Source organism: Enterobacter cloacae complex sp. 677-3DZ2D5B (assembly GCF_004136695.1).
Taxonomy (GTDB): Bacteria; Pseudomonadota; Gammaproteobacteria; order Enterobacterales; family Enterobacteriaceae; genus Enterobacter; species Enterobacter hormaechei_C.
The window spans coordinates 1-12,706 of record NZ_QFLS01000027.1 but is presented as its reverse complement, the minus strand read 5'-3'; the positions used below and the strand labels follow the sequence as shown (position 1 = coordinate 12,706).

Annotated in this window: 12 protein-coding genes and 3 pseudogenes; 9 read left to right on the top strand and 6 right to left on the bottom strand. The window is 58.9% G+C overall.

The annotated features are described in order from the left end of the window. Positions 1-599 precede the first annotated feature (599 nt). The 7 genes and pseudogenes from DD597_RS24630 to DD597_RS24600 form a co-directional block, all read left to right on the top strand. On the top strand, positions 600-1,337 hold the full coding sequence (locus DD597_RS24630) for a recombinase family protein (protein ID WP_001446887.1): 738 nt from the start codon (positions 600-602) through the stop codon (positions 1,335-1,337). Then, a complete protein-coding gene (locus DD597_RS24625) occupies positions 1,334-1,558 on the top strand; it encodes a hypothetical protein (protein ID WP_000743213.1) in 225 nt (74 codons plus the stop codon). The genes DD597_RS24630 and DD597_RS24625 overlap by 4 nt, the downstream gene beginning before the upstream one ends. A 210-nt stretch (positions 1,559-1,768) precedes the next feature. Further along, positions 1,769-3,262: an IS91-like element ISVsa3 family transposase gene (locus tag DD597_RS24620; RefSeq protein WP_001120888.1), complete on the top strand. Its 1,494-nt coding sequence runs from the start codon at positions 1,769-1,771 to the stop codon at positions 3,260-3,262. Positions 3,263-3,292: 30 nt separating this feature from the next. Next, positions 3,293-4,177: a DUF3363 domain-containing protein gene (locus tag DD597_RS25275; protein WP_001447541.1), complete on the top strand. Its 885-nt coding sequence runs from the start codon at positions 3,293-3,295 to the stop codon at positions 4,175-4,177. A 216-nt stretch (positions 4,178-4,393) separates the two neighbouring features. Beyond that, entirely contained in the window at positions 4,394-5,608 is a 1,215-nt protein-coding gene (floR, locus tag DD597_RS24610; RefSeq protein WP_000214122.1) for a chloramphenicol/florfenicol efflux MFS transporter FloR, read from the top strand. A 27-nt stretch (positions 5,609-5,635) separates the two neighbouring features. Beyond that, positions 5,636-5,941 (top strand): LysR family transcriptional regulator, encoded by a 306-nt coding sequence (locus DD597_RS24605; protein WP_001255015.1) that lies wholly within the window; start codon positions 5,636-5,638, stop codon positions 5,939-5,941. Between the two features lie 111 nt (positions 5,942-6,052). Continuing rightward, positions 6,053-6,262: pseudogene (locus DD597_RS24600) on the top strand (IS91 family transposase); the annotation flags it as partial. Here the strand turns inward: DD597_RS24600 and tet(A) are convergent. Next, positions 6,208-7,407: a tetracycline efflux MFS transporter Tet(A) gene (gene tet(A), locus DD597_RS24595; RefSeq protein WP_000804063.1), complete on the bottom strand. Its 1,200-nt coding sequence runs from the start codon at positions 7,405-7,407 to the stop codon at positions 6,208-6,210. The pseudogene DD597_RS24600 and the gene tet(A) overlap by 55 nt on opposite strands. Before the next feature lie 105 nt (positions 7,408-7,512). Here tet(A) and tetR(A) point away from each other — a divergent pair, with 105 nt between their 5' ends. After that, on the top strand, positions 7,513-8,148 hold the full coding sequence (gene tetR(A) / locus DD597_RS24590) for a tetracycline resistance transcriptional repressor TetR(A) (protein WP_039045916.1): 636 nt from the start codon (positions 7,513-7,515) through the stop codon (positions 8,146-8,148). 31 nt (positions 8,149-8,179) lie between these two features. Here tetR(A) and DD597_RS24585 read toward each other — a convergent pair whose 3' ends face one another. The 4 genes from DD597_RS24585 to sul2 all read right to left on the bottom strand — a co-directional run bounded on the left by DD597_RS24585 (position 8,180) and on the right by sul2 (position 11,243). Next, on the bottom strand, positions 8,180-8,422 hold the full coding sequence (locus tag DD597_RS24585) for a transposase (RefSeq protein WP_000844627.1): 243 nt from the start codon (positions 8,420-8,422) through the stop codon (positions 8,180-8,182). A gap of 305 nt (positions 8,423-8,727) precedes the next feature. Next, positions 8,728-9,564, bottom strand: a complete 837-nt coding sequence (locus tag DD597_RS24575; RefSeq protein ID WP_000480968.1) for an aminoglycoside O-phosphotransferase APH(6)-Id — start codon at positions 9,562-9,564, stop codon at positions 8,728-8,730. Continuing rightward, on the bottom strand, positions 9,564-10,367 hold the full coding sequence (aph(3'')-Ib, locus tag DD597_RS24570) for an aminoglycoside O-phosphotransferase APH(3'')-Ib (protein ID WP_001082319.1): 804 nt from the start codon (positions 10,365-10,367) through the stop codon (positions 9,564-9,566). Before aph(3'')-Ib ends, DD597_RS24575 begins: the two co-directional genes overlap by 1 nt. Positions 10,368-10,427: 60 nt before the next feature. Next, positions 10,428-11,243, bottom strand: a complete 816-nt coding sequence (sul2, locus tag DD597_RS24565) for a sulfonamide-resistant dihydropteroate synthase Sul2 (protein ID WP_001043260.1) — start codon at positions 11,241-11,243, stop codon at positions 10,428-10,430. A 329-nt stretch (positions 11,244-11,572) separates the two neighbouring features. Between sul2 and DD597_RS25270 the strand changes: the two are divergent. Next, positions 11,573-11,677: pseudogene (locus DD597_RS25270) on the top strand (Arm DNA-binding domain-containing protein); the annotation flags it as partial. A gap of 253 nt (positions 11,678-11,930) precedes the next feature. On the opposite strand, the pseudogene DD597_RS24550 reads toward DD597_RS25270, so the two are convergent. Continuing rightward, positions 11,931-12,686: pseudogene (locus DD597_RS24550) on the bottom strand (IS110-like element IS5075 family transposase); the annotation flags it as partial. Between the last annotated feature and the right edge of the window lie 20 nt (positions 12,687-12,706).

The window sequence follows — 12,706 nt, the reverse complement described above, 5'->3', positions numbered from 1 at the left end:
GCTAACTTTGCAACAGTGCCGCGCGACGAGCAGCAGCACCAGGAGCAGAAGCACGTCGAGAAAAAGCAACAGCAGATCGAGCAGCGCCCACGGCGGGCCGCTCGCATCGGATAAGTCGAAAAATCCGGCTAAAGTGGCCGAGCTGCACATCAGGCCGCGCGGTTTTCCTCCCTGATCGCCGGCGCGGTTTCTTCCTCCCTGAACCGCATGCAGACTTGCCGCCTCGGACACCCCGAGGCGGTTTTTTTTCGCCTCGCTCGAGCATCGCCGCATCCGACGATGCCGAGACGACCAGGCCGCGCACGTCGAGCTGCAGCATCGCCATTGCCGACGATGGCACCAGGTCGCCGGCGGTGGCCACCGACCTCGAGCTCGCATCGCCACATCCGACGATGCGCGCCGGCGTCGACCATCGCCAGGTCTGACGATGGCGGCCGCCCTGCCCTGGATCTCGCATCGCCATTTCTGGCGATGAGATCCACGGAGCGGCCATTTAGACCCGCCAATAACGACCCGGCCAAGATAAATCGCATGACGGCCTTTTTGGCCGGGGGTAGCATGACCGGACACTTTGCGTATGCCCAAAGGAGCCCGCAAGTATGCGCAGGACGAAGCCAGTAGCCGCGCCGATGGTGGCGCGGGTCTATCTGCGCGTCAGCACCGACGCGCAGGACTTGGAACGCCAAGAGGCGATCACTACGGCCGCGAAGGCCGCCGGCTACTACGTCGCCGGCATCTACCGTGAGAAGGCATCCGGCGCACGCGCCGACCGGCCTGAGCTGCTGCGCATGATCGGCGACCTACAGCCCGGCGAGGTGGTCATTGCCGAGAAGATCGACCGCATCAGCCGCCTACCTTTGCCCGAGGCCGAGCGCCTGGTGGCCTCGATACAGGCCAAAGGCGCAAGCCTGGCCGTCCCTGGCGTGGTCGATCTATCCGACCTAGCGGCCGAGGCCCAGGGCGTCGCCAAGATCGTGCTGGAAGCCGTGCAGATCATGCTTTTTCGCCTGGCCTTGCAGATGGCCCGCGACGACTACGAGGACAGGCGCGAACGCCAGCGCCAAGGCATTGAGTTGGCCCGCCAGGCCGGGCGGTACAAGGGCCGCCGTGCTGATCCGAAGCGCCGCGCCCAAGTTGTCGCGCTGCGCAAGTCCGGCTACAGCATCAACAAGACCGCCGAGCTGGCCGGGTACAGTGCGGCCCAGGTGAAACGGATATGGGCCGAGGTCAGCCAGGCCGAAGCGAAGCAGCACGGCGCGTTCGTGGAGGACGCATTGACGGAAGCCGATGCCCTGGCCGCTGTCGGCCAGGATGAGCGCCAGGAGGAAAGGGCATGAAGAAGCCGAACCAAGACGACGAGCCGTTTTTCATCACCGAGGAGATTGCGGCCGAAATGATCGCCGGCGGCTATGAGTTCGAGCTGCCGCCCATTCCTTGCACCATCCGCCTACGCGACGTGCTGGAGCGCATGACCGATGCTGAGCTAGCATTGCAGCCGGGCGAGATCGCCGACCAGGAGCGTGAACGCTGCCGGCGCAAGCCGTGTTCAACCTCATGATCTGGTCATGGTATTTTTCATGGCACTGAGCCTGATAGTTCTTGCAAATTGTTGTCACTAAAGGGTTTTGTGTGCTTGTTTACAATCGAGTGGGAGTGACGGGCACTGGCTGGCAATGTCTAGCAACGGCAGGCATTTCGGCTGAGGGTAAAAGAACTTTCCGCTAAGCGATAGACTGTATGTAAACACAGTATTGCAAGGACGCGGAACATGCCTCATGTGGCGGCCAGGACGGCCAGCCGGGATCGGGATACTGGTCGTTACCAGAGCCACCGACCCGAGCAAACCCTTCTCTATCAGATCGTTGACGAGTATTACCCGGCATTCGCTGCGCTTATGGCAGAGCAGGGAAAGGAATTGCCGGGCTATGTGCAACGGGAATTTGAAGAATTTCTCCAATGCGGGCGGCTGGAGCATGGCTTTCTACGGGTTCGCTGCGAGTCTTGCCACGCCGAGCACCTGGTCGCTTTCAGCTGTAAGCGTCGCGGTTTCTGCCCGAGCTGTGGGGCGCGGCGGATGGCCGAAAGTGCCGCCTTGCTGGTTGATGAAGTACTGCCTGAACAACCCATGCGTCAGTGGGTGTTGAGCTTCCCGTTTCAGCTGCGTTTCCTGTTTGCCAGCCGGCCCGAGATCATGGGGTGGGTGCTGGGCATCGTTTACCGCGTCATTGCCACGCACCTGGTCAAGAAAGCGGGCCATACCCACCAAGTGGCCAAGACGGGCGCGGTCACCCTGATCCAGCGTTTTGGATCGGCGCTCAATCTGAATGTTCACTTCCACATGCTGTTTCTCGACGGTGTGTATGTCGAGCAATCCCACGGCTCAGCGCGTTTCCGCTGGGTCAAGGCGCCGACCAGCCCAGAGCTCACCCAGCTGACGCACACCATCGCCCACCGGGTGGGTCGCTATCTGGAACGGCAAGGCCTGCTGGAACGGGATGTCGAAAACAGCTATCTGGCCTCGGATGCGGTGGATGACGACCCGATGACACCCCTGCTGGGGCACTCGATCACTTACCGTATCGCTGTCGGTTCACAGGCGGGGCGAAAGGTGTTCACTTTGCAAACTCTGCCGACCAGTGGTGATCCGTTCGGTGACGGGATTGGCAAGGTAGCCGGGTCCAGCCTGCACGCCGGCGTGGCGGCCAGGGCCGATGAACGCAAGAAGCTCGAACGGCTGTGCCGGTACATCAGCCGCCCGGCGGTATCCGAGAAGCGGCTGTCGTTAACACGAGGCGGCAACGTGCGCTACCAGCTCAAGACGCCGTACCGGGACGGCACCACGCACGTCATTTTCGAACCATTGGATTTCATTGCAAGGCTGGCCGCCCTGGTACCGAAGCCCAGAGTCAACCTAACCCGCTTCCACGGGGTGTTCGCACCCAACAGTCGGCACCGGGCGTTGGTCACGCCGGCAAAACGGGGCAGGGGCAACAAGGTCAGGGTGGCTGATGAACCGGCAACACCAGCACAACGGCGAGCGTCGATGACATGGGCGCAACGGCTCAAGCGTGTTTTCAATATCGACATCGAGACCTGCAGCGGCTGCGGCGGCGCCATGAAAGTCATCGCCTGCATTGAAGACCCTATAGTGATCAAGCAGATCCTTGATCACCTGAAGCACAAAGCCGAAACCAGCGGGACCAGGGCGTTACCCGAAAGCCGGGCGCCACCGGCTGAGCTGCTCCTGGGTCTGTTTGACTGACGAGCCTGAAGGCCAACGATACCAATCAAAATGCTGCGTTCACAGCGCCGCGGCAGGGATCCGCCGTGCTGGTTGTCGGAAAAGGAGCCGCTAGTGGGAAAGAGGAGGGTAAATTTTCAGCGTTGCTGGCTCCCCGTCAGCCGGATTGGGTTGCATCGCAGGGGTGTCGAAAGAGTCAACTGCGGTCCAAAGCTGTTGGACTTGGGTGAAAAGGGCGTTTATTCTTCCTATACGTGCCGCGTTCCAGGCGGCGACTATGAGGGCTATGTCGATGCCCATGTGCGCCGGCTGGAGGCGCTACGCCGGGCCGGTATCGTCGAGCGGATCGACGCCGACCAATGGCGCATCCCCGATGATCTGGTCAGCCGTGCCGCCGCCCATGACGCCGGCCGAGACAGTCAGGCCAGCGTTCGCGTCCTTTCCCCGGTCGATCTGAACAAACAGATCGGATCGGACGGCGCGACCTGGCTGGACCGGCGGCTGATCCACGGCGAGACGGCCGACCTTGCGCCAACCGGCTTCGGGCAACAAGTCCGCGAAGCCATGGACCAGCGCCGCGAGCACCATATCGAACAGGGCGACGCCACCCGCAGCCGGGACAGCCGCGTCTTCTACCGGCGCAACCTTCTCGCCATCCTGCGGGAGCGCGAGGTAGCCGGCGTCGGATCGGATATGGCTTTGAGTAAGGGCCTGCCGTTCCGCGCCGCCACGGACGGCGAGAGCGTCAGCGGCAAGTTTACCGGAACCGTGCATCTATCGAGCGGCAAGTTCGCCGTGGTCGAGAAATCCCATGAGTTCACCCTTGTCCCGTGGCGGCCGATCATCGACCGCCAACTCGGCCGCGAGGTTATGGGCATCGTGCAGGGCGGGTCGGTGTCGTGGCAGTTAGGGCGGCAGAGGGGGCTGGAACGCTGAGTGCGCCCATGCCGCATTGCGAAGCAAAAGATAATCGGATAAAATGTAGCAATTCATATTCGTAAGCGTGGAGTAATCAGATGGGAAATTCCAAGTCAGCAGACAAGTAAGCCGCAACAACCAGTATTGTTGTTGCGGCGCTCTGTAAGGCTAGTCTCATCTGATTGCTGACGAGCAGACGTCGCCCGGTATTCCTTAATCGAGGGTTGATTCGTCATGACCACCACACGCCCCGCGTGGGCCTATACGCTGCCGGCAGCACTGCTGCTGATGGCTCCTTTCGACATCCTCGCTTCACTGGCGATGGATATTTATCTCCCTGTCGTTCCAGCGATGCCCGGCATCCTGAACACGACGCCCGCTATGATCCAACTCACGTTGAGCCTCTATATGGTGATGCTCGGCGTGGGCCAGGTGATTTTTGGTCCGCTCTCAGACAGAATCGGGCGACGGCCAATTCTACTTGCGGGCGCAACGGCTTTCGTCATTGCGTCTCTGGGAGCAGCTTGGTCTTCAACTGCACCGGCCTTTGTCGCTTTCCGTCTACTTCAAGCAGTGGGCGCGTCGGCCATGCTGGTGGCGACGTTCGCGACGGTTCGCGACGTTTATGCCAACCGTCCTGAGGGTGTCGTCATCTACGGCCTTTTCAGTTCGATGCTGGCGTTCGTGCCTGCGCTCGGCCCTATCGCCGGAGTATTGATCGGCGAGTTCTTGGGATGGCAGGCGATATTCATTACTTTGGCTATACTGGCGATGCTCGCACTCCTAAATGCGGGTTTCAGGTGGCACGAAACCCGCCCTCTGGATCAAGTCAAGACGCGCCGATCTGTCTTGCCGATCTTCGCGAGTCCGGCTTTTTGGGTTTACACTGTCGGCTTTAGCGCCGGTATGGGCACCTACTTCGTCTTCTTCTCGACGGCTCCCCGTGTGCTCATAGGCCAAGCGGAATATTCCGAGATCGGATTCAGCTTTGCCTTCGCCACTGTCGCGCTTGTAATGATCGTGACAACCCGTTTCGCGAAGTCCTTTGTCGCCAGATGGGGCATCGCAGGATGCGTGGCGCGTGGGATGGCGTTGCTTGTTTGCGGAGCGGTCCTGTTGGGGATCGGCGAACTTTACGGCTCGCCGTCATTCCTCACCTTCATCCTACCGATGTGGGTTGTCGCGGTCGGTATTGTCTTCACGGTGTCCGTTACCGCGAACGGCGCTTTGGCAGAGTTCGACGACATCGCGGGATCAGCGGTCGCGTTCTACTTCTGCGTTCAAAGCCTGATAGTCAGCATTGTCGGGACATTGGCGGTGGCACTTTTAAACGGTGACACAGCGTGGCCCGTGATCTGTTACGCCACGGCGATGGCGGTACTGGTTTCGTTGGGGCTGGTGCTCCTTCGGCTCCGTGGGGCTGCCACCGAGAAGTCGCCAGTCGTCTAACCGACGACTGGTAGCAGGCCCGCTCCGATGCGGCGCACTAACCATCGAAACCTCGTGAATGTCGGTATCCTGTCTGGCAGGATACCGCTCATTTCCCTTGTTCAGTTCATCGCCGTCGCCGAGCATCTGAATTTTCGGCATGCGGCCAAGGCACTTGGTATCAGCCAGTCGAGCGTCAGCGCGCGTGTGAAAGCGCTGGAGGATAACCTTGGTGTCCTGCTATTTGAGCGCCATGCGCGGGGCGTTCGGCTAACAGACGCAGGCAGGCACTTCATGGAGCGTGTCACGGCGGGTGTCGATCAACTCGATCACGCAGTGAAGACCGCGGAGTGACGGGCACTGGCTGGCAATGTCTAGCAACGGCAGGCATTTCGGCTGAGGGTAAAAGAACTTTCCGCTAAGCGATAGACTGTATGTAAACACAGTATTGCAAGGACGCGGAACATGCCTCATGTGGCGGCCAGGACGGCCAGCCGGGATCGGGATACTGGTCGTTACCAGAGCCACCGACCCGAGCAAACCCTTCTCTATCAGATCGTTGACGAGTATTACCCGGCATTCGCTGCGCTTATGGCAGAGCAGGGAAAGGAATTGCCGGGCTATGTGCAACGGGAATTTGAAGAATTTCTCCAAAGCCCGCGACGCAGCGCCGGCAGGCAGAGCAAGTAGAGGGCAGCGCCTGCAATCCATGCCCACCCGTTCCACGTTGTTATAGAAGCCGCATAGATCGCCGTGAAGAGGAGGGGTCCGACGATCGAGGTCAGGCTGGTGAGCGCCGCCAGTGAGCCTTGCAGCTGCCCCTGACGTTCCTCATCCACCTGCCTGGACAACATTGCTTGCAGCGCCGGCATTCCGATGCCACCCGAAGCAAGCAGGACCATGATCGGGAACGCCATCCATCCCCGTGTCGCGAAGGCAAGCAGGATGTAGCCTGTGCCGTCGGCAATCATTCCGAGCATGAGTGCCCGCCTTTCGCCGAGCCGGGCGGCTACAGGGCCGGTGATCATTGCCTGGGCGAGTGAATGCAGAATGCCAAATGCGGCAAGCGAAATGCCGATCGTGGTCGCGTCCCAGTGAAAGCGATCCTCGCCGAAAATGACCCAAAGCGCGGCCGGCACCTGTCCGACAAGTTGCATGATGAAGAAGACCGCCATCAGGGCGGCGACGACGGTCATGCCCCGGGCCCACCGGAACGAAGCGAGCGGGTTGAGAGCCTCCCGGCGTAACGGCCGGCGTTCGCCTTTGTGCGACTCCGGCAAAAGGAAACAGCCCGTCAGGAAATTGAGGCCGTTCAAGGCTGCCGCGGCGAAGAACGGAGCGTGGGGGGAGAAACCGCCCATCAGCCCACCGAGCACAGGTCCCGCGACCATCCCGAACCCGAAACAGGCGCTCATGAAGCCGAAGTGCCGCGCGCGCTCATCGCCATCAGTGATATCGGCAATATAAGCGCCGGCTACCGCCCCAGTCGCCCCGGTGATGCCGGCCACGATCCGCCCGATATAGAGAACCCAAAGGAAAGGCGCCGTCGCCATGATGGCGTAGTCGACAGCAGCGCCGGCCAGCGAGACGAGCAAGACCGGCCGCCGCCCGAAACGATCCGACAGCGCGCCCAGCACAGGTGCGCAGGCAAATTGCATCAACGCATACAGCGCCAGCAGAATGCCATAGTGGGCGGTGACGTCGTTCGAGTGAACCAGATCGCGCAGGAGGCCCGGCAGCACCGGCATAATCAGGCCGATGCCGACAGCGTCGAGCGCGACAGTGCTCAGAATTACGATCAGGGGTCTGTTGGGTTTCACGTCTGGCCTCCGGACCAGCCTCCGCTGGTCCGATTGAACGCGCGGATTCTTTATCACTGATAAGTTGGTGGACATATTATGTTTATCAGTGATAAAGTGTCAAGCATGACAAAGTTGCAGCCGAATACAGTGATCCGTGCCGCCCTGGACCTGTTGAACGAGGTCGGCGTAGACGGTCTGACGACACGCAAACTGGCGGAACGGTTGGGGGTTCAGCAGCCGGCGCTTTACTGGCACTTCAGGAACAAGCGGGCGCTGCTCGACGCACTGGCCGAAGCCATGCTGGCGGAGAATCATACGCATTCGGTGCCGAGAGCCGACGACGACTGGCGCTCATTTCTGATCGGGAATGCCCGCAGCTTCAGGCAGGCGCTGCTCGCCTACCGCGATGGCGCGCGCATCCATGCCGGCACGCGACCGGGCGCACCGCAGATGGAAACGGCCGACGCGCAGCTTCGCTTCCTCTGCGAGGCGGGTTTTTCGGCCGGGGACGCCGTCAATGCGCTGATGACAATCAGCTACTTCACTGTTGGGGCCGTGCTTGAGGAGCAGGCCGGCGAGCGCGGCGGCACCGTTGAACAGGCTCCGCTCTCGCCGCTGTTGCGGGCCGCGATAGACGCCTTCGACGAAGCCGGTCCGGACGCAGCGTTCGAGCAGGGACTCGCGGTGATTGTCGATGGATTGGCGAAAAGGAGGCTCGTTGTCAGGAACGTTGAAGGACCGAGAAAGGGTGACGATTGATCAGGACCGCTGCCGGAGCGCAACCCACTCACTACAGCAGAGCCATGTAGACAACATCCCCTCCCCCTTTCCACCGCGTCAGACGCCCGTAGCAGCCCGCTACGGGCTTTTTCATGCCCTGCCCTAGCGTCCAAGCCTCACGGCCGCGCTCGGCCTCTCTGGCGGCCTTCTGGCGCTCCTGCTGCGGCGTCCGCTCGTGGGCCGTGGCGCGGGTCCGCGCGCCGGCCTCGTGCGCCTGGCGCTCGCGGGCGAGGTCCAGGGCGGCCGTCTTCACGTTCTGCCTTGCGCAGATGAGATAGATCTAGCGTGGACTCAAGGCTCTCGCGAATGGCTCGCGTTGGAAACTTTCATTGACACTTGAGGGGCACCGCAGGGAAATTCTCGTCCTTGCGAGAACCGGCTATGTCGTGCTGCGCATCGAGCCTGCGCCCTTGGCTTGTCTCGCCCCTCTCCGCGTCGCTACGGGGCTTCCAGGGGTCGTTTGCGGGAAGGGGCGGAATCCTACGCTAAGGCTTTGGCCAGCGATATTCTCCGGTGAGATTGATGTGTTCCCAGGGGATAGGAGAAGTCGCTTGATATCTAGTATGACGTCTGTCGCACCTGCTTGATCGCGGCCGCGATAGCTAGATCGCGTTGCTCCTCTTCTCCATCCGCGTTCCAAGCTGCGGAAAGGCACCCATAAGCGTACGCCTGGTCGAGCAGGCGACGCGGATCGACGTCCAGCGCACGAGAGAATGCGTCCGCCATCTGTGCAATGCGTCTAGGATCGAGACAAAGGTCGTCTCTGTCAGCCGGATCGTAGAACATATTGGCGGCGCCAAAGCCCACTTCACCGACCAGACCGACGGGATCTATCACCAGCCAGCCGCGACTGGAGAACATGATGTTTTCATGATGCAGATCGCCATGTAGCCCACGCAGTTCCGAGGCATTGCTCATCATTTGATCGGCTATAATCGCCGCGTGGACGTAGTCAGTTTGACAACCTGCGTTTTGATCATCGCGCGCCCGCTGAAACAAAGCTGCAAAGCGATCCCGGATCGGGAGAAGGGCAGAAGGCAGGGGTTCCTCAGATGCGGCATACAGCTTCGCCATTAGTTCCGCTGCAATTTCGGTCGCCTGGTAGTCGCCGTGCTCGGCAACGATGTGAGAGAGCATTCGCTCCCCGGCATATTCGAGCAACATCAGATTGTTCTCACGACCGAGCAACCGGACTGCTCCCCTCCCATTGCGCCATACCAGATAGTCGGCCCCGCGCAGTTCATCAGCAATGTCTTCTATAGGTTTCAATCCCTTGACGATTGCAGGAGTCCCGTCTGGCAATGAAACTTTCCAAACGAGGCTGGAAAAGGTGTCCGCAATGAGAACAGGTTGCGAAACGTGCCAATGAGCAGGAAAAACAGGCGGCATGAACATCAACCCCAAGTCAGAGGGTCCAATCGCAGATAGAAGGCAAGGCGTTCGCGGTCGGGGGCTTCGATCCCCAATACATTGAATAGGACAGCGAAGGCGCGCTCTGCTTCATCTGGCGCTGCCCAGTTCTCTTCGGCGTTAGCAATCATGAGTGCCAAATCGGCATAGCGATCTGCTGTTCCGAGCCGCCCAAGGTCGATCAGACCCGTGCATTGAAGAGTTTTAGGGTCCACCATGAAGTTCGGCATGCAGGGATCACCATGGCAAACAACCATATCGGTGCGCTCTTGGTCGAGCCGCACCGGTAGCTCTCGTTCGACACGAGCCAAAAGATCGAGCTGCGGCGTACTCTTGTCCTCGTCCGGTAAGAAGTCGGGATTGACGGCATTGCGGGACACCACATCAACGGCGCGTCCGAACATTCGCGACAGCCTGCGCTCAAACGGACATTGATCAACCGATAGGCTGTGAACAGCGCCAAGTTGCTGCCCCATTGACGGCCACGCTTTGAGCAAATCCGCTCCAGACAGATCAGCCGCCGGTACTCCCGGAATTGCCGTTATCACCAAGCATGCACCCTCCTGTTCCTCCTGCCAGTTGATGACCTCGGGGCAAGCCACACCTCGACCTTTGAGCCAAATGAGGCGGTCACGCTCTCCAGCGAGCTCACCGCGGCGGGAAGCAGGTGCGATTTTCGCGAAGGCATGCCCGTCACCACGTCGAAAAACAAAATCACCAGATTCTCCGCCTCTGACAGGCAACCAGTCAGAATGCGATTCACCAAAAAAAATATTAGTTCGATTCAATGGAGGTTCCTTCAGTTTTCTGATGAAGCGCGAATATAGAGAAATATCCCGAATGTGCAGTTAACGAATTCTTGCGGTTTCTTTCAGCGCCGCCAATACCGCCAGCCCGTCGCGCAAGGGGCGCGGCTCGTGTGTGCGGATGAAGTCAGCTCCACCTGCGGCGGCGGCAAGCTCTGCAGCGAGTGTCGCGGCCCCGACATCCCCCGGACCACGGCCTGTGAGCGCGCGCAGAAAGGATTTGCGCGAAACAGACAGAAGCACCGGCAAATCGAAGCGCAGCCGCAATTCATCGAACCGCGCCAGCACCGAGAGCGAGGTTTCGGGAGCAGCCCCCAGAAAAAACCCCATGCCGGGATCAAGGACAAGGCGGTTGCGTTTGATACCGGCACCCGTCAGCGCCGCGATGCGCGCGTCAAAGAACGCCGCAATGTGATCCATGATGTCGCCAGCGGGTGCCTCGCGCCGATCTGCCTGCCCGTCTTGCACCGAATGCATAACGACGAGTTTGGCAGATGATTTCGCCAATTGCGGATAGAACGCAGCGTCTGGAAAACCGCGAATATCATTGAGATAGGCCACACCACGCGACAAGGCATAGGCTTGCGTCGCGGGTTGATAACTGTCGAGCGAGACGGGAATGCCATCTGCCTTGAGCGCGTCCAGCACCGGCGCGATACGCGCGATTTCTGTGTCGGACGAAACAGGCGCGGCGTCGGGATTGCTGGATGCCGGACCGAGGTCGATCACATCTGCCCCCTCGGCCATCAGCTTACGCGCCTGCGCAATGGCTGCGTCTGGCGCCAGATACCGGCCTCCATCGGAGAAACTGTCCGAGGTTATGTTGACGATGCCGAAAATGATGAGCGATTTATTCATGGGGGCTTCTATAATAATAATAATCGAGCATGAGTCTCATACGGATGCTCGGGTCGAAAGGGAATCCCCAGGCGAGTAACCTGTTTGCGGTGATCCATTAGCTGCAGGAGCAGAATAGCATACATCTGGAAGCAAAGCCAGGAAAGCGGCCTATGGAGCTGTGCGGCAGCGCTCAGTAGGCAATTTTTCAAAATATTGTTAAGCCTTTTCTGAGCATGGTATTTTTCATGGTATTACCAATTAGCAGGAAAATAAGCCATTGAATATAAAAGATAAAAATGTCTTGTTTACAATAGAGTGGGTATCGGAGACGAAGAAGGACAAGGTACATGCTGACCGATACCAAGCTGCGCAATCTCAAGCCCAGGGACAAACTCTACAAAGTGAATGACCGGGAAGGTCTCTATGTGGGGGTCGCCTCAGAAAACGGAATCTATGGTCACTCCCGTTTTTGCAACACCGATTTTGACGACAAGTTGGCTTGCTTGAATCTATCCGGCGTCTGAATGGGATTTTATTCCCGCGCCTCGATGAGTTCCGCGCCTGATGAACCTCCAGAAAATATACGGCTTCAATGAGCCTTTCCGTTTTACAGGTTCCTCAACAGGCCGGTGGGCCGTTAGTATCATCAATATCAGTATTCGCAAAACCAGATGAATGATTGTTTAAACTGGTGTATTTCTGCCTTTATGCTTCGTAAGTTTGCTGTCGCGCCGTCAGTGCCCAGGCTATTCTGGCCAGCTTGTTTGCCAGAGCACAGGTGACGACAAAGTTGCTTTTCCGACACAACAACTCCCTGACCCAGTCGGCCAACTTGCCAGACTGGTGTTCCAGTTTTTGTATGAATACCCTGGCACACTGAACCAACAAAGTTCGGATCTTTTTGTTGCCCCGCTTGCTAATCCCTAACAATGTCGTCCGACCTCCCGTGCTGTACTGTCGGGGTACCAGCCCTGTTGCCGCCGCAAAGTCACGGCTGCTGGCGTACTGCTTCCCGTCGCCAATCTCAGTTGAAATAGTACTGGCAGTCAGCGTTCCAACGCAGGGAATACTCAGCAAGCGCTGTCCAACCTCATCTTCGTCCAACTTTCGTTTCAACTGAGATTCCAGATCTTTAATCTGCTCAACAAGATAGTGATAATGCTGTTGTAATTTCAGCAGTAACTGGCTGAGATAAAGAGGCAAACTACTGTCCTCAAGAAGGGTACTCAGTCGACTAATAACGGCAGCACCTCGCGGAACGCTGATACCAAATTCCAGCAGAAAAGCATGCATCTGATTAGTTGTTTTCACCTTATCCTGAACCAGGGATTCACGGACACGATGCAGAGCTCGCATTGCCTGCTGAGATTCGGTTCTAGGCTGCACGAAACGCATAGATGGACGTGATGCTGCTTCACAGATAGCTTCAGCATCAACGAAGTCATTTTTGTTGCTTTTAACGGCACTGTTGCAAAGTTAGC